Here is a 24,124-nt window from a genome sequence, read left to right on the forward strand (position 1 = left end):
ATGGCGCTCAAATGCCCGGAGTGTGGTGAGGTGGCCCATACGCGCACCAGCGCCTATGAGTCAGCCACGGTAAAACGGACCTGGTATCAGTGCCAGAATATTGAGTGCTCATGCACCTTCACCGCACTGGAGAGCGTGGAGAAGATAATCATGAAGCCCGGACGGACAAACGACGCCGGCGAGCTACCTGAGCCACCGGAAAGAAAGCCACAGGTTCTGGGGCGCTATGGTTCAGGCAGTCGCCTTTCAAAGCGCCAGCAGATCCCCGTCTGAAAATTTTAATTCCACATCACCCCGGCCACCGCGCCGGGTTTTTTTATGCCCTTTCTCTGGCTGGCCTGCCGTTCTGCGTCGGTGCATGACTATGCTGCATGAAAACGCATGACTTAATGCAGCTGTTTTTTCCCACTTAAGGCCAGTGGCAGCCTGCGCTGAAACTGTTCATGCAGGCGCATGAAAACCAGCCCATAAAGCGGGCAGGCGTGGCGGGGGTACGAGAGCGCGCAATGGGGTTAGCTTGGTTTATTGCTCATATGAGTATAACCAAGCTTATTGGGTGCTTATGGGAAAAATAGCTTGCACAATTAGGCTGCGGTGGCCTATCAATGGGTGACGGTGTGTCATTAGGACAGCCGAAATGATGTGTTAGCTCTGACTTGATCGGGCATTGTCGATGCACAGTGCGTAACCTTATCTGACAGGCCGCTCTCTGCCAGAAAAGATGCTATGCCTCGCCCAAAAGATGCGTGCCAGTTGTATTGATGGCTTTAGCACTTGTAGAAACCTGCGATATAAGACAAAAATCCATATTCACATCAAACTGTAAACAAAACCTACCACGCAATTAAAACTCAGAGGTAATTCAAAAAAAAACTTGCCAAATAACACTATTTGCATTTACTTTTAAGACAAGTATCAATATTTAAAATTTTCTCGGGGTATATATGGATATCAAAGATTGGCTTCCAGAATTTCAAGTATCAGCTGAAACAGATCGAGATTTGCAAACCTACTTTTTTAAACTACCCGCTATAAAAGATATTATTGAGAGTAGGGCCTGGCTTGTTCTTGGAAGAAAAGGTACGGGGAAAACTGCGATTTACGAACATCTCCGGCGAGGTAACCCAGCGAATCTTAATGGATTCAATTCAGTATGCCTTAATTTCAGTGATTATCCATGGCCTGCGCATCAACTTTATAAGGATGCTATGGCTGGAGAGCTATCTGCTTACCAGAAAAGTTGGATGTACCTTTTTTATATTAAGGCGCTGTCAAAGCTCATTGAAATAAAAAACATTAAAAAAGAACAACTCAATAAAGATCTAAAATGGGCCGATAAGTATATAAAAACTATTTTTGGTAGCCCGGACCCCACACTAAGAGAGGTTCTTTTTTCTAAAGTCACTAGATTGAAGACTATTAAAGGGCCAAGTGCAGGCATTGAAGAAATATCTCTTGATGTTGGCGAAGTTTCACTTGAGGAGATAGCGGAAAATGCGCAACTTAAACAGAAGCTTAGAGCAAATGCATTTACCCTCCTAGTTCACTTTGAAAAGGTATTCAAAGATAATGTAGGCGATAACAAAATTATAATCGCATTAGACCAATTGGACGAAAACTGGTTAGAAGGACAAATTGAAGAATATAGCAAGGTTTTAATAAATCTCCTCAATGTATGTAGAAACATTTCTTCTGACGAGAACCTTTCTGATAAATTAAAAGTAATACCATTTTTACGTACAGATATTTATCACTCTTTAAAATTTAACGATAAAAATAAGTTACTTCAAGATAGCGCTATTGTCATATCTTGGGATGAAAACAACCTCAATGATATGTATTATGAAAGGATAAAGAAATATAAACCTAATGAGGTTGTTCTAGGAGACGAAAAGGACAAGTCTGGTAAAGTATTTGAAGTCTCATTTGTAAGACAAGGCACACCGCCTTTTAAATACATATGCCGACGTTCTTTTTTTAGGCCTAGAGATGTAATTGTATATTTCAACAAAATACGCGCTTGCCATAATAAAAACACCTCTGGCCTTTACACTTCCAATGAATTATATGAGGCTGATCGTGAGGCCTCCATTAGTGTATATAACGAAGTGATTGATGAATGGTCTAATCAATTCCCTGAGATCGAAAACTTACTTACCGTACTGCAAACTATTCAAGTAGAGACATTTGACTACAATGATTTTTCTGATAAGTGCAGGGATGAATTTTCGGGTATAACTGATGGGGTTATACGGCAGTACATTAATTTTCTCTTCGACAACTCATTGATTGGGCAGAAAAAACAAGGCAGATGGGAATATGTAAGCAGCATGCATAACTTGAAGATAAATATACAAAATGAATTCAGGACACATCATGCACTAAAATACAGACTGCATTTAATTGAAAGCCGCCCAAGTCAAAATATTTAATTCCCAACACACCATCATCAGCCAAGGTGATGGTGTGTATTTATAATTAGATCATATTGAAACGACACACGGTCAAAACCTTTTAAATTTAAATTAGCACATTCATTTTATTCTATAAACGTGCTGACCGGCTGCAAGTTAAGTAGAATATACAAATTTTAGCAAAGTCTCCAACAGCAGTGGGAATATGTGCTAATGTCTGATCCTCGTCCACTGCAGACTTTGCGCCTGCTCTGACATGCTTCATCATCTCGATTTTGTAGTTGATCATTAGCATATTATTCATGGAAATTTAATCTCTGATGCAACATTAAAATCGCTTAATTCATCGCAAGCGCCCTAAATAAACCTCATTGTTGATATAAATTTATACTTCATTACTCTGATCCTTTGAGCAATTTATCTGAATACCATTGAAGCATGCTTTTCCTTTGCTTAATATATAATGCATGGTTATATGTTCCACGAATATTGTTTTTATCAACATGTGCCAGCTGCATCTCAATCCAAGCGCTATCAAAGCCTTGCTCATGCAATATTGTCGACATGGTGTGCCTAAAACCGTGACCGGTAGCACGCCCTTTGTAGCCAAGTAACTCTATAACCTGTGACACAGTTTCTTTAGATATTGGTTTGCTGCGGTTGTTTCGACCGATAAAAATGTATGGGTAATGTCCGGTAATCAACTTCAGCTGCTTAAAGAGATCAATTACTTGGGTAGATAAAGGCACTATATGTGGCCTTCGCATTTTCATCCGTTCCGCAGGTATCTCCCAGACACCTTTAACAAGATCCACCTCACACCACGAAGCAAAGCGCATCTCTTGGGTTCTAACCCCTGTCAACATAACAATCTTTGTGGCGTTTTTTGTAATGATGCTGCCAGTGTAAGCTTCCAGATCACTTATAAAATGGGGCAATTCCTCCGCTGATAAAAATGGATGATGCTTTTGTTTAGGAACGGCCAAGGCGCTGGCTAAATCTGGTGCGGGGTTATACTCAGCCCTGCCTGTAATAATCGCATAGCGAAAAACTTCGCCACAGCGCTGCCGTACTTTTCTAGTTTTCTCCAAAGCACCACGCTTCTCAATACGCCTCAGAACCTCAAGCAACTCAAGTGGCTTAATTTCAGAGATAGGTCGACGGCCAATGAACGGGTAAACGTCCTGTTCAAAGGTTTTGAGGATCTCTTCTCTATAAGCCAATGTCCAACGATCAGCTTTGTTAGCATGCCACTCCTTGCTAATAGCTTCAAAAGAGTTTTCGCTGGAAAGCTGCTGCGCCAGTTTCTGAGCTTTCCGCTCCTCTACCGGGTCTATTCCATTCGCTACCTGCTTGCGCGCTGTATCGCGTTTCTCACGCGCCTCTGCAAGTGATACGAGACTGTAAGAACCAAAGGACATCAGGCGAGCCTTGCCTGCATACCGGTAACGGAATCTCCACCCTTTGCTTCCATCGGGATTGATCAGGAGGGCTAAGCCTTGCCCATCGTTCATGGTGTAAGGCTTGTCTAGCGGCTTTGCGCGCCGAATTTGTATGTCAGTTAGTGGCATGTGTATAAGCGGATTTTGTGTATAAGTATTCTATACACAACACTATACATACTTTTAGTGGATTCAGGCAGACTTTGTCGGACAGCCATGGACAGAGATATTCACATTAGCACTGAAAATAAAGGGTTTTTTGTACTTACTCGGACAAGCATGAACATTGATTGGCGGAAGATCACAGGAGTCGAACCTGCCCGGGACCGCTGGCGGCCCCAACTGGATTTGAAATCCAGCCGCCTCACCGGAGACGACGATCTTCCTCTTTGAAGAGGCGCAGAGTATAGCATTGTGTAAAGCCGAAATTCAGCCCTAACCGCGTCGCACCCTGGCTTTCGTTAAGCGCATCCCACAATGACGAAAGGCAGCCACGTTCAGTCCGTAAAAACCACCCCGTAATGCCTTTGCAATGCTTTTTTCCCTGCTTCAGTGAATCTCACTTCCCGATAACCTTCAATGCGCACCAGCCAGCCCTGTGCCTCAAAGGCGAGGAATAACGCCGCGCCGGCATCCCCTCCGAGGTGAAAACGCCGCTCGCTCCAGTCCAGACAATCGCAGCACGGTTTCCGTTTGGTTTTGGGATTAAGCACTGCCCCTATGCTTTGAAAATGGTGCAGCCCGGCCTGAGTTATCGTACTGCCGTCAGCTGTAATCCAGTGGTTGGCCTTCATACAGGCATAGAGTTCGACCGCGATTTCCCCCGCCAGATGGTCATAACAGGTACGGGCGCGCCGTAACGGGAGCGGCGCGCGCGTCTCAGGCGTGCGGATATGTTTAACCGACATGCCCATAATGTTTTCCAGCAGGCAGGCAACATCGCTGCCTGCCAGGCGGTAATAACGGTGCCTGCCCTGCGAGAGACACACCGTTAAACCACTTTGCAGTAGCCTCGCCAAATGCCCGCTGGCGGTGGAGGTGGCGATATCGGCCACGGCGCTCAGTTCCGTCGCTGTCCATGCCCGGCCATCCATCAGTGCGCAGAGAATTCTGACCCTCGACGGGTCAGAAATGGCACTGGCGATAGCCGACATGGCGTGTTCCAGCGATACGGCACCGTCATCCGTGTTAGCTAAACCCGGCATGCTCATGCAGAAGGGATTTCCCATGGTTGAGTGACCTGTGCGGCCAGTTCATTATTGTCTGTCAGTAATATTAACTGGTTGTGGTGATCGCTGTACTGGACCAACAGATTTATTCCGTTGCGGGCAATCACGTCCATGATTTCGCCCAGTTCTCCAGGACGTTCCTGCCGGAGCTTGCGGATCACCGGTTTAACCACCGCATGCACAGAGAAACCGGCATCAACCAACACATCTCGGGCGCGCTCGCCATCCTCCACCAGATAATGCGCATGGCTTTCACTGCCGACGGAGAACGCGCCGCCGCCTTCCAGGCCGACACCATTGTTACCCAACGTGGTGCCCATTGAGGCCAGCGAGCCCGGCATATTGGTCAAAACAACATGGATATCATACATCTGCATGGCTTCCTGATTCTGATGAGTAGTCTCTAATCACGCTGGCAATACGAATACGGTAATACGCGAAAATGGTGGCTTTGCCCTCTTCCTGCGCTGCCCTGTGCCGCTGATTTTTCTTCCAGCTCAACACCGACGCTTCATCGCGCCACCAGGAGAGCGAAAGAATTTTGTCGGGGGTGCTCAGGCTCTGAAAACGCTCGATTGAGATAAAACCGTCCACGTCGGTCAGCTCCGGTTTAAGCTCCGTGGCTAATTGGAAATAGCGCGCCTGATGTTCAGGCACGGCATCGGCTTCAAAAAGTACAGCAATCATCAGGTAACTCCCTTGGTGGTTGATGTCTGCCAGTGTATTCAGCGGCAGGCACGATGCTTCGCTGCCCAACGAAATGTCGATCGTCTCACCCGGACAGGATCATGTCCGTTTTTGGCCTTCTTTGACCTGCCCTTTCCCGCCATCATTGGGCTATACCCTCTTCCAGTGGAGTCCGTAAATGTCCAATACCGTCCTTTTAGTGATTGACGCACAGCAGTCCTTCTATCATCGTGGTTACCAGGATACGGTCGAGATGCCGGCGTTTGAACGCAGTATCAGCGCGCTGATTGGCGGCTGCCATGTTCGTGGCATTCCGATTGTTGATGTGTTCCATGTGGAAGATCATGGCCCGTTTTCGCTGGCCTCTGGCCTGGTTGAGCGTCTGCCGTTCCTCAACCATAAGGTGGCGAAAACCGTCCAGAAGCGAGTGCATAACGCGCTGACCGAATCCGGGCTGGAGCCGTGGCTGCGCGAGCAGAAAATCGATCATGTGATTATTTGTGGTTTGCGCACCGAACAGTGCTGCGAAACCACCGCCCGCGTGGCGTCCGATCTGGGGTATAGGGTGACGTTCGTGACCGAAGCGACGCTGACCTTCCCGATTAGCCATAACCGCATCACGCTGAGTATCGCTGACCTGCGTCATCATACTGAAGCCGTGCTGATCAACCGATTCGCCTCCATCCGTACCGTGGAGGAGTGTCTGCAGGAGTTGCCATAAGATGACTATCCCGGTGTGGTTTTTGATGGTGCCAGGCATTGTTTCGCTGGATGTGACCGGCCCGGCGGAAACGCTGAAGCTGGCAGCGGGCGCGTTCTCGCTGCGCTATATCGGCCCGGAGGAGAGCATCATGACCTCCACCGAGATGACCGTCAGCCGCATCGAGCCGTTGCCCGATCGCCTGCCCGCCGGGAGCCTGCTTATCGTGCCCGGCGTGGAGGATTCCAGTCGCGGGTTTGATACGCCGCAGGGCGTGGCCGCGCGCAATTGGCTGATGCGCCAGCAGCCGGATATCCATGACCGCAAGATTTCGTTGGTGTGCGTCTGTTCCGGCACCATCCTGGCAGCAAAAGCCGGCCTGCTGAGCGGCGTGCAGTGCACCAGCCATCATGAAGTGATCACCCGCCTGAAAAAGGCCGATCCGACGGCGATCGTGAAGGAAAACCGCATCTTTGTCGAAGATCGTGGCATCTGGACCAGCGCCGGCATTACCGCTGGCATCGACCTGTCGCTGCACCTGATCCACCAGCTGTGCGGCTCGCAGACTGCGCTTAACGTCGCGCGTGAAATGGTGGTCTACTTCCGCCGCTCCGGTGAGGATCCGCAGCTGTCGCCCTGGCTGCGCTATCGCAATCATATGCATCCGGCCATTCACCGCACCCAGGATTTGCTGGTTGTCCAACCCGAACGGGAGTGGCAGCTGGAGGAGATTGCCGGCAAGGTGCATATCAGCCCACGCCACCTGACGCGGCTGTTCAGGCAACATCTGGGCATCAGCGTGCGCGATTATCACGAGCAGCTGCGCATCGCCATTGCCCGCCAGCGCCTGCAACAGGGTGAAGGGGCCGAAAAAGCCGCGTTGTCTGCCGGGTTCTCGTCATCGCGTCAGCTGCGTCGGGCATTGCAGCGCTGGGAAGCGCCTTAGTCTTCTGTCAGTTAACCCGCATCAAAAAAGGGCGGGCAGATTTCTCTGTCCGCCCTTCTGTTATTCAGCCTTGAAATTTACTTCTTCACGCTCTCGATAAAGGTTTTACGGGCGGTTTTCGAGCCCAGACGCTCCGCTTCATCCAGCAGTTTCAGCGCTTTATCCACGTCTCCGGCTTTGACGGCCTTCTTAATCGACTCGTTAAACCAGGCATCCGAATCGTCCAGCATCGGCTCTGACGGTTTGGCCGGTGCGGCTGGCGCTGGCGCAGGTGCCTGCGTGCTGCCAACCACCACCGGTGCTGCTTCGGCCGGTGCGGATGACGGGAAGATCTGCCCAATCATCACGTTACCGGCTTTCTGCTCGGCGGTGACCTTCAGGCTCAAGGTGCCGGTTGGCGTATGACGCGCCACAGGGTCCGGGATATCCGGCACCGCGTTGCCCACGCCAGCGGCATAGGCTTTGGCCGGGTTAACCATCTGCGTGGTGGCATCCAGATCGTTGCGGGTGGTGTACACCAGCAGGTAAATTTGTTTCTGCCCCAGCGCCGGGGTCAGCTTCAGCGTCCCTTCCAGCCGGTCGCTGGACACAATGCCCGGCTTCTCGTAAGGGAAGTAGCTGGAAGGATAAAAGGCCGCCGGACGCATCTGCTCATCCAGCACCAGAACATTTGGCGCATACACGGTTTTGCCGGTGGCGATACTGGTCAGGGTAATCTCCAGCGAACCCCGGTCGGCAGGCAAGGCGAATGCCGCCACCGCGCCCTGAATTTGCCCCTGATTAATCTGTGCGCTGGACATCCCAAGCGTCACATCCTGCGTCACTGGCGGCACCAGCGGCGTCCACGACAGGTTACGTAAGGTCTGGCTTGCAATCGCCGGAGCGGTATTCGCATCATTCTGCGCCGCATTCACCACCGCAGGTGCAGCAGTCAGCAGGCTCAACGACAGACACAGTGACAGCAGATTCTTTTTCATCATTGTTTCCTTTGAAATCACCCTGAAGGCTGGCGGTTTATACGGATAACCCACCAGCCAGCACATCATGTTTTTTCTACTCAACCCCTGCCACAAACCTCACCATCATTGAGTGGCTCAGGTGCCCGTCAGTGCAAACTCAGAAGGTGGTAAATTTTTTTTCCAAACGCATTCGTGTTGCAGGAAGGCGGCAAGCGTCCAAGTCCCCGGGAGCGTAGATAACTACGTGACCGGGGCGAGGAGGCGCGGCCAACGCCCCTGCAGCGCGAAGGCGGACGGAAAAAATTACCACCAGACTTCCATCTGGGCCCCAAACGTCACCTCATCGTCGTTCCCCCGGCTGAACGTCCGCGCACTGGTGTCGTTCATCGCCAGGCCGTTATCCACGCCCGCATCGGTGTCGTAACCCCACTTCTCATCCCACTTGGCATAGGTGGCGAACAGGCGGATCGCCGGACGGGACCAGATGCTGTCGCCCGCCTGCCACTGCTGCGCCAGGGTCAATTTGTACTGGCCGTTGCGGTCGCCGGTACGCTGGGACTTCACGTTGTCGTAACCCGCTTCCAGCAAGGTGCTCATGATCGGCGTCCATTTGTACATCGGACGCACGCCGACGGTGTACCAGGTGGTGCCGTTATTGTTATCGCGATCGGTATCCTGATACATCGCCACGTACATCAGGCCCCAGGTATCGTTAAAGTCGATGGCACCGTGGTCCAGCACGCGCAGCATGTTGCCGTTGTTGTTGATTGCGCCGCCGTTGGAGTGGCCGTTGGACGAACCGGTGTTCGGATCGGTCATCGAGTCCGCCGCGTACTGCACGACGAATTTGTTGTAGCCGTTATAAATGCTCTGCGTGTGTTCTGCGGTCAGTAACCAGCCATCTTTGGTGGCATTGTCATCCAGCGTATAGCCGTCACGCGCGTTGGCGCGGCCGTAGTCCACACCCAGCTCCAGCACGCCGCCAGGGTTGGTTTCAATCCCGGCCAGACGGACGTCGAACACGTCGTTAGAGGTCGGCAGTTCGTTACGCTGGTCGGCGATATAGCCAAAGGAGCCGCCGCTTTCGGTATTACGCGTGGCGGCGATAGAAAGCTTACCAAAGCCGACATCCACATCTTCCAGACCGGCACCGGGACCGGAAATGTCCCAGTAGTAGAAGTCGATCATATGCACGTCATGACGCTGGTAGAAGCGCTTACCTGCCCAGAGGGTGGAGCCTGGTAACCATTCGATCAGGTTCTTACCTAACACGTTGGCTTCACGGAAAGCCGGATCGGTTGCTTCCCAGTCATTCTGCTGTGAAACGGAGTACGCCACGTTACTGTTGAAATAGAAGCTCTTATCGCCCTGTTTCCAGATTTCCTGGCCCAGTCGTAATTCGGCATAAGTTTCGCACTCGTTACCCAGACGGTATTTACTCTCCGCCCCGGTCGCCTTGAAACATTGCTGCTCGCCGCCGCTGCCAGACCAGCCAATACCGGAACGCGCATAACCGGTGAAATCCACCGCCATTGCCTGTGTGGAAAGGACGCCTGCAGCCACTGCCAGCGCCAGAGAGGAATTACGTATTGTTATCATCATCTTCTCCTGTAGGGGGACATGTGCATTTAAACGCCCGGCTCCGGGTGTAACCGGCGACAGGCCGTCCCGTCTTCACGGAACAGATGACAGCGGTGTGGCGGCAGGCCGATTGCGAATGTTGCACCTTCTTCTACCAGCACCACGTCGTTCTGGCGGTAAACCAGGTTTTGACGAATTGCCGGAATCTGGATGTGGATCTGTGTTTCGTTGCCGAGCTGCTCGACCACCTGCACTTCGCCGGACAGCGCGATTTCGGCGCGGTCACCGGGCAGCAGGTGTTCAGGGCGAATACCCAGCGAAAGGTTGCTGCCGACAATGACGTCACTGCCGGATACCGACAGCCAGACCCACTGGCGATCGGGCAGCTCGACCTGCACGCGGTCAGGCTCGACGGCCACCACTTTTACCGGCAGGAAGTTCATTTTCGGCGAGCCAATAAAGCCGGCGACAAAGCGGTTGGCGGGATAGTGGTAAAGCGCCAGCGGCTTGCCAATCTGGGCGATCTTGCCGGCGTTCAGCACCACGATTTTGTCGGCCAGCGTCATCGCTTCAACCTGATCGTGGGTGACGTAAATCATCGTGCGCTTCAGGCGCTTATGCAGTCGGGAGATCTCAATGCGCATCTGCACACGCAGCGCCGCATCGAGGTTAGAGAGCGGTTCATCGAGCAAAAATACCGTCGGCTCTGCCACCAGCGTGCGGCCAATCGCCACGCGCTGACGTTGCCCGCCGGACAGCGCTTTTGGACGGCGGTCGAGCAGGTGCGCCAGCTGCAACACTTCGGAGACCTGGTTCACCCGCCGGTCAATCTCGGCTTTTTTGGTGCGCGACAGCTTGAGGCCAAACGACATGTTTTCGGCCACCGACAGGTGCGGATAGAGGGCGTAGGACTGAAACACCATGCCGATCCCGCGGCCGGCAGGCGGCACCTCATTCATGCGCTGATTGCCAATCTTCAGCTCACCGGCGGTGATCTCCTCCAGCCCGGCGATCATCCGCAGCAGGGTGGATTTTCCGCAGCCCGATGGCCCGACGAAGACCACGAACTCGCCTTCTTCTATCTCCAGATTGATGTCGCTGGAAATCACGGTCTCACCGAAGGCTTTATATACGCCGCTGAGGGAAACGCTCGCCATCTGGACTCCTGTGAATGTGGACGACTGAATGCCACGCAGCATGACGACATCCCCGGCGGGCGTAATCCTCCGGCGGCGGGATTTTTGTGGGGGAGGAGCAGGGAGGATGAGAAGTCGCGGCGCGGGCCGGAACGGGCCGGGCAAAAGCGCGTTTCGTGATCTGCGCTGCAAAAAACGATGGCGAATAACGGCGCGCAGGCGGGATTACTGAAGGCATTGCTAGCGGCGTCACAATCTGAGAGGTGGGGGCGTAGGCGGGGGGATGATGAAGCCCCAGGGGGTTAACGCCACACTGGCATCGTACCCTCGCTTCTCCGTCTGGGGCCAAGCCCCACAGCAATGAAAGGACTGGATTATGGCCCTCAGCATCAAGAACGTTATCAAACACACTGTCGCAGTTTCCGCGCTGGCTACGCTGGTGCTCTCGTCGTCCGCCTTCGCCAAAATCGAAGAAGGCAAGCTGGTGATCTGGATCAACGGCGATAAAGGCTATAACGGCCTCGCCGAAGTCGGTAAGCAGTTTGAAAAGGACACCGGCATTAAGGTCACGGTCGAACACCCTGACAAGCTGGAAGAGAAGTATCCGCAGGTGGCCGCCACCGGCGACGGCCCGGACATCATCTTCTGGGCCCATGACCGTTTTGGTGGCTATGCCCAGTCGGGCCTGGTGGCCGAAGTCAGCCCGGACAAAGCCTTTAAGGACAAGCTGTTCCCGTTCACCTGGGATGCGGTCACCTTTAACGGCAAGCTGATCGGTTACCCGGTGGCGGTAGAGTCGCTGTCGCTGATTTACAACAAAGACCTGGTGAAAACCCCGCCGAAAACCTGGGAAGAGATCCCGGCGCTGGACAAGACGCTGAAGGCTCAGGGCAAAAGCGCCATCATGTGGAACCTGCAGGAACCCTACTTCACCTGGCCAATTATCGCGGCCGATGGCGGCTATGCCTTCAAGTATGTTGACGGCAAATACGACATCAAAAACACCGGCGTCAACAATGAAGGCTCGAAAGCTGGATTACAGTTCATCGTCGATCTGGTGAAAAACAAGCACATCAGCGCCGACACCGACTACTCGATTTCCGAAGCCGCCTTCAACAAAGGGCAAACCGCGCTGACCATCGACGGTCCGTGGGCCTGGTCAAACCTCGATAAGAGCAAGATCAACTACGGCGTCGCGCTGCTGCCAACCTTCCACGGCAAGCCGTCGAAACCCTTTGTTGGCGTGCTGACCGCCGGCATCAACGCCGCCAGCCCGAATAAGGAACTGGCGAAGGAGTTTATCGAAAACTACCTGATCACCGATGCGGGCCTGGCCGCCGTCAACAAGGATAAGCCGCTGGGTGCGGTGGCGCTGAAGTCGTACCAGCAGAAACTGGAAAGCGACCCGCGCATTGCCGCCACCATGGCCAACTCCAAAAATGGCGAAATCATGCCGAACATCCCGCAAATGAGTGCCTTCTGGTACGCCGAACGCAGCGCGATCATCAACGCGGTCAATGGCCGTCAGACCGTGCCGCAGGCGTTGAAAGATGTTGAAACCCGCGTCACGAAATAACCTTAGCGTTAGCTGAAATAAAGGGCTGCTTGCAGCCCTGATTCCACAAGGATTGCTGCTATGCCTTTCGCTCAGACCAGCCTGACAACGTCTGCCAAACGACCGCTGAAAACCGCGATCGCCAGGGCGCTGATCGTGCTTTTTGCCCTGCTGGCCGGTTATTTGATTGTGCTGATGTATGCGCAGGGAGAGTACCTGTTCGCCATTCTGACGCTCCTTCTCTCAAGCCTCGGCCTGTTTATTTATGGCAACCGCCGCGCGTACGCCTGGCGCTACGTCTATCCCGGCCTGGCGGGCATGGCCCTGTTCGTGCTGTTCCCGCTGGTGTGCACCATCGCCATCGCCTTTACCAACTACAGCAGCGTCCACCAGCTGACCTTCGAGCGGGCGCAGAGCGTGCTGATGGACCGGCAGTTCAGCGCCGATAACGCCTGGAACTTCGCGCTCTATCCGGATGGCGATCGGTGGCAGCTGGCCCTGACCTCGCCGGAAAACGGTGCGGTGATGGTCTCCAAACCGTTCGCCTTTAACGCCACCACGCCACAAACGCTGGAGATGGCGGCGCAAACCCTGCCGGAGACGGAGAAAGCCGGGCTGCGGGTGATCACCCAGAATCGTCAGGCATTAAGCCAGCTCTCCGCCAGACTGGCTGACGGCACCCAGCTGCGCATGAGTTCGCTGCGCCAGTTCTCTGGCACCCAGCCGCTGTATCAGCTCAGCAAGAGCGATAATCTGCTGACCGACAGCCAGAGCGGCAAGGTGTACCGTCCCAATATGGACAGCGGTTTTTATCAGGCGATTGATGCCAAAGGCGGCTGGGAAACCGAGGTGCTGAGCCCCGGTTTTACCGTCGGTATTGGCTGGAAAAACTTCCTGCGCGTGGTGCAGGATGACGGCATCCAGAAGCCGTTCCTGTCGATTTTTGTCTGGACGGTGGTGTTCTCGCTGCTGACGGTTGTCCTGACCACCGCGGTCGGCATGGTGCTGGCCTGCGTGGTGCAGTGGGATGAACTGAAAGGCAAGGCGGCCTATCGCCTGCTGCTGATCCTGCCGTATGCGGTACCGGCGTTTATTTCCATCCTGATTTTCAAAGGGTTATTCAACCAGAGCTTCGGCGAGATCAACCTGGTGCTCAGCACCCTGTTCGGCATCAAACCGGCGTGGTTCAGCGACCCGCTGACCGCCAAAACCATGCTGATTATCGTCAACACCTGGCTCGGTTATCCCTACATGATGATTTTGTGTATGGGCCTGCTGAAAGCCATTCCCGACGACCTATATGAAGCCTCGGCAATGGATGGTGCCACGCCGGTGCAGAACTTCTTCCGCATCACGCTGCCGCTGCTGATTAAGCCGCTGACGCCGCTGATGATTGCCAGCTTTGCCTTTAACTTTAATAACTTTGTGCTGATCCAGCTGCTGACTAACGGCGGCCCGGACCGGCTGGGCACCACCACACCGGCCGGGCATACCGATCTGCTGGTCAGCTACACCTGGCGCATCGCCTTTGAAGGCGGCGGCGGCCAGGACTTTGGTCTGGCGGCGGCAATCGCCACGCTGATTTTCCTGCTGGTTGGCGGCCTGGCGGCCATCAATCTGAAAGCGTCACGAATGAAATTCGATTAAGGAGGCGTTATGGCCATGGTTAAACCGAAGTCTCAGCGGCTCAGGCTGCTGGTGACGCACCTGTTATTACTGAGCTTTGTCGCGCTGATCCTGTTTCCGCTGCTGATGGTGTTTGCCATCTCGCTGCGGCCCGGCAACTTTGCCACCGGCAGCCTGATCCCGGAGACGGTTTCCTGGGATCACTGGAAGCTGGCGCTGGGGATCGCCGTCACCAACAGCGACGGCAGCGTCACGCCGCCACCGTTCCCGGTGATGCTGTGGTTATGGAACTCGATCAAGATTGCGGTGATCACCGCCGCCGGCATCGTCACCCTGTCCACCACCTGCGCCTACGCCTTTGCCCGCATGAAGTTTCGCGGCAAAAGCTCGCTGCTGAAGGGGATGCTGATTTTCCAGATGTTCCCGGCGGTGCTGTCGCTGGTCGCCCTGTACGCGTTGTTTGACCGCTTAGGCGTGTACGTGCCCTTCCTTGGGCTGAACACCCACGGCGGGGTGATTTTTGCCTATATGGGCGGCATCGCGCTGCACGTCTGGACCATCAAAGGCTACTTCGAAACCATCGATAACTCGCTGGAAGAAGCGGCGTCGCTGGACGGTGCCTCGCCGTGGCAGGCGTTCCGCCTGGTGCTGCTGCCGCTGTCGGTGCCGATCCTGGCGGTGGTGTTTATTCTGTCGTTTATTGCCGCCATTACCGAAGTGCCGGTGGCGTCGCTGCTGCTGCGTGACGTCAACAGCTACACGCTGGCGGTGGGCATGCAACAGTACCTGAATCCGCAAAATTACCTGTGGGGCGACTTCGCGGCGGCGGCCATCTTATCGGCCATCCCGATCACCGCAGTGTTCCTGATCGCGCAACGTTGGTTAGTGGGTGGGCTGACGGCGGGAGGGGTGAAGGGTTAAGATTTTTTACCTGTAATACGGTTATTACAGCTAGTCCTGTGTCCTGGGTGGCCTTCAAGGCCACCCTTTTTTATGCCTGCGTCCGGTCAGAGGACCGACACTTTCCTGCGGCGCTTATCCAGATCCTGAATCAGGCTGTTCACTTCGGCATCGGCAAACATCGCTTCCAGCGTCTGCGACAGCTTGCGTCGCCAGTTCGGATACTGATCGCTGGTGCCCGGCACGTTAACCGGCGCGGCCATATCCAACCAGTCTTCCGGTTGCAGCCCCAGCAGCGCGCTGGCGCTGTCCGCCACATAGCGTTGCAGGCCACGACGGATCGCCGGCGTCAGTTGGGCGGCCCGGTGCGCGGTTTTCACCGGCACGCAGCCATAGTGATGCAGGCCATCCAGCAAGCCCTGACGGGCCTTCGCCCGGTCGGCGTACAGCGTCTCCAGCACCGCGTCATCGGTGTACAGCCCCAGCGTTTTACCCAGCGTTAAATCGTCCGCCTGCCAGTAGCTGCGCAGCGTCGGTAAATCGTGGGTGGTCAGCGTCGCCATCGCCTGCACCGGATAGGACTGCGGCGCGCGGAAGCTGTTCTCCGCATCACGCTCAAAGTAGAGCACTTTGTAGGAGTAAACGCCGCCTTCACGCAGCTTGCTGACAATCTCCACCGGCACCGTGCCCAGGTCTTCGCCAATCACCATGCAGCGGTGGCGCTGACTTTCCAGTGCCAGAATGGCCAGCAGATCGTCAACCGGGTACTGCACGTAGGCCCCCTTATCGGCGGTTTCACCCGCCGGGATCCACCACAGACGCAGCAGCGCCATCACATGATCAATCCGCAGCGCGCCGCAGTGGATCATATTGGATCGCAGCAGATCGATAAAAGGCTGATAGCCCCGGTTGACCATCGCCCAGGGATCCATCGGCCGCAAATCCCAGTTTTGCCCCTGCGGACCGAGGATGTCCGGCGGCGCGCCGACCGAGGCTTTCAGGCAGTACAGCTCGCCATCACCCCAGGTTTCCGCGCCGCCTTCCACCACGCCCACCGCCAGATCGCGGTATAAGCCAATCGGCATCGCGGCCTGCTGGCTGAGCTGATAACAGCGTTCAATCTGCGTTTCGGCCAGCCACTGCAGCCACAGGTAAAACTCCACCTCCGGCGCCTGCTGCTCGCAAAACGCCCGCACCACCGGACCGCGCGCGTTGCGGTAAGCGTCCGGCCAGGCGTTCCAGCCCTGTGCCCTGCCGGTTTCTTTCTCCAGATGGACATACAGCGCGTCATAGGCCGCCTGTAACCACAGGCTTTCGCCACCTTGCTTCACAAAGCGGGCAAACGCCTGGCGCTGCGCATCATCCGCCTTGCGCGCCATAAATTGCGGGTAGGCCAGACGCAGCCCCTTCAGCTTGAGTGCCATCACCGCGCTGTAATCCACCCAGTCGGTGGCGCGCACCGCCTGCAGAGCATGCTGCGTTTCCGCCGCCTGCCACCACTGCTGCGCGGCCTCGCTGTGCTTGAAATCGGGCACCGCAGCGACGTCGATATAAATAATATTCAGCCAGCGGCGGGACGAAGGACTGTACGGGCTGGCCGCTTCCGGATCGCCGGGACAGAGCGCGTGGATCGGGTTGAGGCCGACAAACGCGCCGCCGCGTGAGGCGACCTGACTCAATAGCGTGCCGAGATCGCCAAAATCGCCGATGCCCCAGTTGCTCTCCGAGCGCAGCGTATACAGCTGCACGCAGGCGCCCCACAGCTTTTTCCCCGCCAGCAGCGGCTCCGGTTCGAAGCAGCGTTTCGGGGCGACAATCACCCGGCATTCCCAGCTCTGCGTGCCCTGGGTGAGCGTCAAACGGTGATAGCCCGCCGCGATCGGCTCCGGCAGCGCCAGCGTCATGCGGCCGTTGACCCTGCCCTGCTGCTCGCTGCCGCTCTCCTGGCGAAACTGCCAGCTAAAATCGCCGTCGCCGTTAACCGGCAGGGCAAAACGCTCACCGCCGGTAAACACCCTGACGGTGGGCACCGGCCTGGCCGGCGGCCGCCGATCGTTGTTCCAGCCCATCGCCTGCAGCAGGTCGCGTTTGGTTTCAGCCGCAATCGCCTGAGGCTTGCCGTGGGCGTTAATAAAGCCGGAGGCAATGCCCGCCTCTCTGGCCGCCTGCTCAAGTGCATTATTTTCCATCGGGGCTCCTCAGCGCTTCGCCTGCCAGATCCGCTGTTGATAATCGCGGATCGATCGGTCGGAACTGAACATCCCGACGCGGGCGGTGTTCAGAATGGCACTGCGCGTCCACTGCGTGGCGTCGCGGTACAGCACGTCCACCCGTTGCTGGGCCGCGCAGTAATCGGCAAAGTCCGCCAGCACCAGATACGGGTCGCCGCCCGACAGCAGGCTATCCAACAGCGGTTTGAACGCGGTTTTATCCCCGCCGCTAAAGAAACCGTTTTCCAGCTCTTTCAGCAGGCTGTTCAGGTGCTTATCCTGCTTACGCAGCTTCAGCGGATCATAACCCGCGCTCAGCAGGGCTTTCACCTCATCAACCGTCTTGCCGAAGATAAAGATATGCTCATCGCCGACCTGTTCAGCAATCTCCACGTTGGCTCCGTCGAGGGTGCCGACGGTCAGCGCGCCGTTCAGCGCCAGCTTCATATTGCCGGTGCCGGAGGCTTCTTTGCCCGCCGTTGAAATCTGTTCTGAGACGTCCGCCGCCGGGATCATCAATTCCGCCACCGACACCTTGTAGTCCGGGATAAACACCACCTTCAGACGATCGCCGACCAGCGGGTCGTTATTGATTTTTTCCGCCACCTTATTGATGGCGTGAATGATATTTTTCGCCAGGTAATAGCCCGGCGCGGCCTTGGCGCCAAACAGGAACACGCGCGGCACGCAGTCTCTTTCCGGGTTATCGCGCAGCTGGCGATACAGCGAAAGAATATGCAGCAGGTTAAGGTGCTGACGTTTGTACTCATGCAGACGTTTGATCTGCACATCGAAAATCGCCTCAGGATTGAGGGTGATGCCCATCGTTTGCTGAACATAGTGGGTCAGACGGCGTTTGTTTTCCTGCTTAATGTTCTGGTAAGCCTGCTGGAACGCGCGGTCATCGGCAAAGGCTTCCAGCCCTTTCAGCGCATCGAGATCGGTCAGCCATTCGACGTTCAGCTTGCTGTCGATCAGCGCGGCCAGCGCCGGATTACACTGCTTCAGCCAGCGGCGCGGCGTGATGCCGTTAGTGACGTTATGGAATTTTTGCGGCCACAGCTGGTGATATTCCGGGAACAGATCCTTGACCACCAAATCGGAATGCAGCGCGGCCACGCCGTTGACCGCAAAGCCGCTGACCACACACAGATTCGCCATGCGCACCTGCTTGTTCTGGTGGATAGAGAGCTTTTCCCACACGCGTTTGTCGCCAGGCCAGCGCTGCTCAACCACCTTTTTAAAGCGGGCATTGATCTGCTTAATCAGCGAGAAATGGCGCGGCAGCAGGCTGCGGACCAGCTTTTCATCCCAGCACTCCAGCGCTTCCGGCATCAGCGTGTGGTTGGTATACGCAAACGTCTGGCTGACAATGGTCCACGCGGCGTCCCACTCAAGCTGTTGCTCGTCCAGCAGAATGCGCAGCAGCTCCGGGATGGCGATGGTCGGATGAGTGTCGTTAAGCTGGATCACCTCATAGCGCGGTAAATCTTCAATTTTGCGGCCAAGGAAATGGTGGCGGCGCAGAATATCGGCCACTGAACAGGCGCACTGGAAATATTGCTGCATCAGGCGCAGACGTTTACCGGCCTGATGGTGATCGTTGGGATACAGCACTTTGGTCAACTTTTCCGCCTCAACGCCCTGTTTTTCTGCCTTGAGGAATTCCCCGTCGTTAAACCGGCCCAGATCAAAAGGCTGCACCGCACCCGCTTTCCACAGGCGCAACGGCTGGGTGACGCCATTCTGATAACCCACCACCGGCAGGTCCCAGGCTTCCCCGCGCAGGGAGAATTCCGGAATCCAGTGTTCGCGTCCGTCATCCTGTTTCAGCAGCATGCCGCCAAAGCCAACATCCACCGACAGCGCGCTGTTGTGGCAGAACCACGGATAGCTTTCGCGGTGCCAGTTATCCGGCGCTTCCTGCTGCTCGCCGTCGCGGAACGACTGGCGGAACAGACCGTACTGGTAGTTCAGCCCATAACCGGTAGCCGGCTGGCCCACGGTGGCCATCGAGTCGAGGAAACAGGCCGCCAGCCGGCCTAAACCGCCGTTGCCCAGCGCCGGATCGACCTCCTGCTCCAGCACGTCCGCCAGCTCAACGCCCTGTTCTTTCAGCACTTCCTGCACCGGCGCCATCCAGCCGAGGTTAATCAGGTTGTTGGCGGTCAGGCGGCCAATCAGAAACTCCATCGAGATATAGTTCACGTGCCGCTGCGGCTGTTTCGCGGCGGGCGGCAGCGGGCTGGCATTCAGCTGTTCCGACAGCGCCGCGCTGGTTGCCTGCCACCACTGGTGCGGCGTCATCTCCTGCGCCTGGTGTAAACCAAAACGCTGCCACTGACGTGTTAACGCCGCCTGAAACACCGATTTATCAAACTGAACCTGCATCACCTTTCCTCGCATCGGGTAAATTTTTCCCATGCTGAAGCTTCACCCATCGCGCGGCATCCTCCCGACAGGGATTAGCGAGGGAGGAGAAAAGGGGGCGTAGTCAGCCGCAGGTCAGCCCAGGGCCCAGGCATGGAAAATCTGATTTTTAAAAATGTGACGAAGTGCGACTAAACGAAACAAAAATCAGTAACGTTCTTGCAATCAATACGTTCCAGGCAGACCTTAAGGAAAACTGATTAATTACGCACACTAAAATAATTAAATCCCCCCACAAAACTTACGCTGAAGCCCCCAAACACGGCTTTGTGGCAGTTAGAGAAGGGGAAACTGTCCTCTGACCTCCGGCAAAAGATACTCATTATGCTTATCCCTTCGAAACTGAGCCGCCCGGTGCGGTTGCAAAATACGGTGGTGCGCGAGCGTTTGTTGACGAGACTTTCCGCTGCACAAAATTACCGCCTGACGCTGGTGACCAGCCCGGCGGGTTACGGCAAAACCACGCTGATGGCGCACTGGGCCTCCGGCAAAAATACCCTCGGCTGGTACTCGCTGGATGAAAGTGATAATCAGCCTGAGCGCTTTGTCAGTTACCTGATCGCCGCCATTCAACACGCGACGAGCGGCCACTGCGCCAAAAGCGAAGCCTTAAGCCAGAAGCATCAGTACGCCAGCCTGCCGGCGCTGTTTGCGCAGCTGTTTGTTGAGCTTTCCGACTGGGATCAGCCGCTGATGCTGGTGATTGATGACTATCATCTGATTTCCAACGCGGCGATCCACGAAGGCATGCGCTTTTTCCTGCGCCATCAGCCGGAAAATGTCTCGCTGCTGATCCTCTCGCGCACCCTGCCACCATTAGGCATTGCCAACCTGCGCGTGCGCGACCAGCTGCTGGAGCTGAACTCCACCCAGCTGGCGTTTACCCATCCTGAAACGCAGCAGTTTTTTGACTGCCGCCTGAACGAACCCATTGAGCAGGCCGACAGTAATCGCCTGTGTGACGAGGTCGCCGGTTGGGCCACGGCGTTACAGCTGATCGCCCTGTCCGCCCGCCAGTCGACCACGCCGGCACAGCAGTCGACGCAGCAATCCGCGCGGAAACTGGCCGGGGTTAACGCCAGCCACCTGTCGCACTATCTGGTGGAAGAAGTGCTGGATCGCGTCGATGCGCCGACCCGCGATTTTCTGCTGCGCTGCTCGTTGCTGCGGTCGATGAACGATGCGCTGATCGTCCGGCTGATGGGCGGCGACAACGGTCAGCAGCGTCTGGAAGCGCTGGAAAGCCAGGGGCTGTTTATTCACCGCATGGATGACACCGGCGAATGGTTTAACTTCCATCCGCTGTTCGCCACCTTCCTGCGTCAGCGCTGCCAGTGGGAGCTGGCGCCGGCAATCCCGGCCATTCACCGTGCCGCCGCCGAAGGCTGGCTGGCGCTGGGTTTCCCGGCCGAGGCGATCCACCACGCGCTGGGTGCGCAGGACACCACCATGCTGCGCGATATCATGCTGCAACATGCCTGGGCGCTGTTTAATCAAAGCGAGCTGGCGTTGCTGGAAGAGTGTCTGAACGCGCTGCCGTATGACCAGATGATCCTCAATCCGAAGCTGGTGCTGCTACAGGCCTGGCTGGCCCAGAGCCTGCACCGTTATGAGGAAGTGGACGCGCTGCTGTCCCGCGCCGAAGGGGAAATGCAGTTGCGCAATATCGCGATGGCGCCCGATTTAACTGCCGAATTCGATGCGCTGCGGGCGCAGGTGGCGATTAACGATGGTCGTCAGGAAGAGGCCGGTCAGCTGGCGACCGAAGCCCTGCGCTTTTTACCGCACGACAGTTATTACAGCCGCATTGTCGCGACCTCGGTCACCGGCGAAATCCAGCACTGCAAAGGCGATCTGGCCCGTGCGCTGCCGCTAATGCAGCAGACCGAGCAGATTGCCCGACGTTATCAGGTCTACCATTACGCGCTGTGGGCGCAGCTGCAACAGAGTGAAATCCTGATTGCGCAGGGCTTTTTGCAGGCCGCTTTTGAGATGCAGGACCGCGCATTTGAGCTGGTGCGCGAACAGCACCTTGAGCAGTTGCCGTTGCACGAATTCCTGCTGCGGTTGCGTTCCCAGGTGCTGTGGTCCTGGTCGCGGCTGGATGATGCCGAAGCCGCCGCCCGTCAGGGCCTGATGGTACTGACTAACTTCCAGCCGCAGCAGCAGTTGCAGTGCCTGGCGATGTTGGCGAAATGCGCGCTGGCACGGGGCCAGCTGGATAATGCCCACCACTATCTGCAACGCTGCGAAACCCTGCTGAAACACGGCAAATACCATATCGACTGGCTGACCAACACCGATAAAATCCGCGTAATTTACTGGCAGATCACCGCCAATAAACCGGCGGCGCGGCAGTGGTTGCAACAGACGCGTAAACCCGGCGTGGCGGATAATCATTTCCAGCAGGGCCAGTGGCGCACCATCGCCCGCGTGCAGATTATGCTGGAACAGTTTAGTGAGGCCGAAGTGGTGCTGGACGAGCTGAACAGCAATGCCCGCCAGCTGCGCCTGCTCAGCGATCTGAACCGCAACCTGCTGTTAAGTAATCTGCTTTACTGGCACACCGGGCGTAAAAGTGAAGCGCAGCGGGTGCTGATTGAAGCGCTGGGGCTGGCGAACCGCACCGGCTTTATCAGCCACTTTGTGATTGAAGGCGAGATGATGGCGCAGCAGTTAAGGCAGCTGCTGCAGCTGAACCTGTTGCCGGAACTGGAACAGCGGCGTGCGCAGCAGATCCTGCGCGAGCTGAATCAGCACCATCGCCACAAGTTCGCCCACTTTGATGAAAGCTTCGTCAACAAGCTGCTGACCCATCCGCATGTGCCGGAATTGATCCGCACCAGCCCGTTAACCCAACGCGAATGGCAGGTGCTGGGGCTGATTTATTCCGGCTACAGCAACGAGCAGATCGCCGGAGAGCTGGCGGTGGCGGCCACCACCATCAAAACCCACATCCGCAATCTGTATCAGAAGATGGGCATTGCGCACCGTCAGGATGCGGTGCAACAGGCGCAGCATCTGCTGTCGGTGATGGGTTACCACTAGCTCACCAGATGGGTCTTATCGATACGTCGCAGGCCCATCGCCAGCAGCAAACTGCCCGCCAGCGTCAGGGAAAACACCAGCGGGATATCGATAAACGGATGGTCGGTGTGGTCCAGATGGTGGGTACGCATAAAGTGGATAAACAGCGCGTGGAAGCCATAAATCGGCAGTGAATGGCGCGAGATTAGCGCCAGAAACGGCAGCGGTCGCTGATTGAGGCAGTTTTTAAACAGCACCAGCAGGCTGACCGCGGCAATAAATACCACCGGCCCGCAGTAAAGATACCAGGTGTCGGCAAAGGCACCGTTGATCGCCATCTGCTTTTTGGTCCCCATCGCAATCCCCGCCACGCTGGCAATAAACACTACGCCCGCCAGCCAGCTGACGCCGCGTCGGTTGGTGTCCATCATGCCAATCGCCCGGCCAAACAGCGCGTACAGCACGTAGTAAAAACTGTCCCCACTGAGATACAGATTGAGCGGCAGCCAGTGGAACGGCCCGACCGATTGATCGAGGGTATTCGGGTTGGCCAGCACTGCCAGCACCAGCGTCACAATCGCCAGATAGCCAGCGCGCACGGCTTTCACCTGGATCAGCGGGGAAAGCAGGTAGATCGGGATAATCGCGAAGAAGAACCACAGATGGTAGAACACCGGCTTTTGCAGCAGGTGCTTGATGGAAATCCCCTGATTGATTGGCGTCAGCCAGGTGATATAGGCCAGCGCCACCAGGCTGTAAAAGGCCAGACAGAGCACGATGCGCAGGAAATGCCGCCCCTGCGCACTGCGTTCACCAAAGAACAGATAACCCGAAATCATAAAGAAAAGCGGCACGCACACGCGCGAGGCGGAATTCAGCAGGTTGGAAACATCCCAGGTGTGCTCGCCGATGGCCGTACTGTTGGTCACATACCAGGTGGTGGTATGGATCATGATCACCATCAGACAGGCCACCGCGCGCAAATTATCTATCCAGCCAATCTTTTCCTTCATGTCCGTCATGCCGTCCTCAGTTCCAGCGTTAGTGCGTACCAGAGGGTAGCCGGACGGCGATTGTTCAACAACCTTTGCGGTGAGAAATCGGAGGACGCCGACCGGATAAAGCCAGCTTGTGGGTTGGTAAAGCCTGAGTGGATGGCGATGCGGGATCGCCATCATAGGGCGATGATTCGCCGACGGAATAACCGCGTTCGGTTATTTGACGGACGGCTTCTTCCTTATATTCAGCTGTAAATCGTGGTGTGCCCATACGCGCCTCCTGT

19 protein-coding genes and 1 tRNA gene are annotated in these 24,124 nt (G+C 55.8%); 8 read left to right on the forward strand and 12 right to left on the reverse strand.

Going from position 1 to position 24,124, the window contains the following annotated elements; all coding sequences use genetic code 11:
• Positions 1–273: an ogr/Delta-like zinc finger family protein gene (locus EBC_RS23945; RefSeq protein WP_013204458.1), complete on the forward strand. Its 273-nt coding sequence runs from the start codon at positions 1–3 to the stop codon at positions 271–273.
• A 671-nt stretch (positions 274–944) separates the two neighbouring features.
• A complete protein-coding gene (locus tag EBC_RS23950) occupies positions 945–2,432 on the forward strand; it encodes a P-loop ATPase, Sll1717 family (RefSeq protein WP_013204459.1) in 1,488 nt (495 codons plus the stop codon).
• A gap of 377 nt (positions 2,433–2,809) precedes the next feature.
• Here the strand turns inward: EBC_RS23950 and EBC_RS23955 are convergent, their stop codons facing one another.
• The 5 genes from EBC_RS23955 to EBC_RS23975 all read right to left on the reverse strand — a co-directional run bounded on the left by EBC_RS23955 (position 2,810) and on the right by EBC_RS23975 (position 5,772).
• Positions 2,810–3,985, reverse strand: a complete 1,176-nt coding sequence (locus tag EBC_RS23955) for a tyrosine-type recombinase/integrase (RefSeq protein ID WP_013204460.1) — start codon at positions 3,983–3,985, stop codon at positions 2,810–2,812.
• 162 nt (positions 3,986–4,147) lie between these two features.
• Positions 4,148–4,242: transfer RNA gene (locus EBC_RS23960), tRNA-Sec, on the reverse strand.
• Positions 4,243–4,353: 111 nt separating this feature from the next.
• Entirely contained in the window at positions 4,354–5,085 is a 732-nt protein-coding gene (locus tag EBC_RS23965) for an ArsR/SmtB family transcription factor (protein ID WP_041692163.1), read from the reverse strand.
• Positions 5,064–5,456, reverse strand: coding sequence for an amino acid-binding protein (locus EBC_RS23970; RefSeq protein WP_013204462.1), 393 nt, complete (start codon positions 5,454–5,456; stop codon positions 5,064–5,066). Before EBC_RS23970 ends, EBC_RS23965 begins: the two co-directional genes overlap by 22 nt.
• The gene (locus EBC_RS23975; RefSeq protein ID WP_013204463.1) at positions 5,449–5,772 is read right to left on the reverse strand and encodes an antibiotic biosynthesis monooxygenase family protein; all 324 of its coding nucleotides are present in this window, start codon (positions 5,770–5,772) and stop codon (positions 5,449–5,451) included. The genes EBC_RS23970 and EBC_RS23975 overlap by 8 nt, the downstream gene beginning before the upstream one ends.
• Positions 5,773–5,950: 178 nt before the next feature.
• Here EBC_RS23975 and EBC_RS23980 point away from each other — a divergent pair, with 178 nt between their 5' ends.
• Positions 5,951–6,493 carry an isochorismatase family protein gene (locus EBC_RS23980; RefSeq protein ID WP_013204464.1) on the forward strand — a complete coding sequence of 181 codons (543 nt, stop codon included), beginning with the start codon at positions 5,951–5,953 and terminating at the stop codon, positions 6,491–6,493.
• 1 nt (position 6,494) lies between these two features.
• On the forward strand, positions 6,495–7,418 hold the full coding sequence (locus EBC_RS23985; protein ID WP_013204465.1) for a GlxA family transcriptional regulator: 924 nt from the start codon (positions 6,495–6,497) through the stop codon (positions 7,416–7,418).
• 77 nt (positions 7,419–7,495) lie between these two features.
• Here the strand turns inward: EBC_RS23985 and malM are convergent, their stop codons facing one another.
• The 3 genes from malM to malK all read right to left on the reverse strand — a co-directional run bounded on the left by malM (position 7,496) and on the right by malK (position 11,115).
• The gene (gene malM, locus EBC_RS23990) at positions 7,496–8,395 is read right to left on the reverse strand and encodes a maltose operon protein MalM (RefSeq protein ID WP_041692462.1); all 900 of its coding nucleotides are present in this window, start codon (positions 8,393–8,395) and stop codon (positions 7,496–7,498) included.
• 285 nt (positions 8,396–8,680) lie between these two features.
• Positions 8,681–9,979 carry a maltoporin gene (locus EBC_RS23995; RefSeq protein ID WP_173363020.1) on the reverse strand — a complete coding sequence of 433 codons (1,299 nt, stop codon included), beginning with the start codon at positions 9,977–9,979 and terminating at the stop codon, positions 8,681–8,683.
• A gap of 26 nt (positions 9,980–10,005) precedes the next feature.
• The gene (gene malK, locus EBC_RS24000) at positions 10,006–11,115 is read right to left on the reverse strand and encodes a maltose/maltodextrin ABC transporter ATP-binding protein MalK (RefSeq protein WP_013204468.1); all 1,110 of its coding nucleotides are present in this window, start codon (positions 11,113–11,115) and stop codon (positions 10,006–10,008) included.
• Between the two features lie 355 nt (positions 11,116–11,470).
• On the opposite strand from malK, the gene malE reads away from it, so the two are divergent.
• Genes malE through malG form a run of 3 tightly spaced genes read left to right on the forward strand, consistent with a single transcriptional unit; the run spans position 11,471 to position 15,196 of the window.
• Positions 11,471–12,670: a maltose/maltodextrin ABC transporter substrate-binding protein MalE gene (gene malE, locus EBC_RS24005; RefSeq protein WP_013204469.1), complete on the forward strand. Its 1,200-nt coding sequence runs from the start codon at positions 11,471–11,473 to the stop codon at positions 12,668–12,670.
• Positions 12,671–12,730: 60 nt separating this feature from the next.
• The gene (malF, locus tag EBC_RS24010; RefSeq protein ID WP_013204470.1) at positions 12,731–14,296 is read left to right on the forward strand and encodes a maltose ABC transporter permease MalF; all 1,566 of its coding nucleotides are present in this window, start codon (positions 12,731–12,733) and stop codon (positions 14,294–14,296) included.
• A 9-nt stretch (positions 14,297–14,305) separates the two neighbouring features.
• Positions 14,306–15,196 carry a maltose ABC transporter permease MalG gene (malG, locus tag EBC_RS24015; protein WP_013204471.1) on the forward strand — a complete coding sequence of 297 codons (891 nt, stop codon included), beginning with the start codon at positions 14,306–14,308 and terminating at the stop codon, positions 15,194–15,196.
• Positions 15,197–15,282: 86 nt separating this feature from the next.
• Here malG and malQ read toward each other — a convergent pair whose 3' ends face one another.
• Both malQ and malP read right to left on the reverse strand, forming a co-directional pair.
• On the reverse strand, positions 15,283–17,364 hold the full coding sequence (gene malQ, locus EBC_RS24020; protein WP_013204472.1) for a 4-alpha-glucanotransferase: 2,082 nt from the start codon (positions 17,362–17,364) through the stop codon (positions 15,283–15,285).
• Between the two features lie 9 nt (positions 17,365–17,373).
• Positions 17,374–19,776: a maltodextrin phosphorylase gene (gene malP / locus EBC_RS24025; RefSeq protein ID WP_013204473.1), complete on the reverse strand. Its 2,403-nt coding sequence runs from the start codon at positions 19,774–19,776 to the stop codon at positions 17,374–17,376.
• 363 nt (positions 19,777–20,139) lie between these two features.
• Between malP and malT the strand changes: the two genes are divergently transcribed.
• The gene (gene malT / locus EBC_RS24030) at positions 20,140–22,863 is read left to right on the forward strand and encodes an HTH-type transcriptional regulator MalT (protein WP_013204474.1); all 2,724 of its coding nucleotides are present in this window, start codon (positions 20,140–20,142) and stop codon (positions 22,861–22,863) included.
• On the opposite strand, the gene EBC_RS24035 is transcribed toward malT, so the two are convergent.
• The gene (locus EBC_RS24035) at positions 22,860–23,855 is read right to left on the reverse strand and encodes an acyltransferase (RefSeq protein WP_041692463.1); all 996 of its coding nucleotides are present in this window, start codon (positions 23,853–23,855) and stop codon (positions 22,860–22,862) included. The two genes, malT and EBC_RS24035, sit on opposite strands and share 4 nt — an antisense overlap.
• A 64-nt stretch (positions 23,856–23,919) precedes the next feature.
• Entirely contained in the window at positions 23,920–24,111 is a 192-nt protein-coding gene (locus EBC_RS25915; protein WP_157868041.1) for a hypothetical protein, read from the reverse strand.
• Between the last annotated feature and the right edge of the window lie 13 nt (positions 24,112–24,124).

The sequence above is a fragment of the Erwinia billingiae Eb661 genome, assembly GCF_000196615.1.
In the GTDB taxonomy this organism is placed as follows: domain Bacteria; phylum Pseudomonadota; class Gammaproteobacteria; order Enterobacterales; family Enterobacteriaceae; genus Erwinia; species Erwinia billingiae.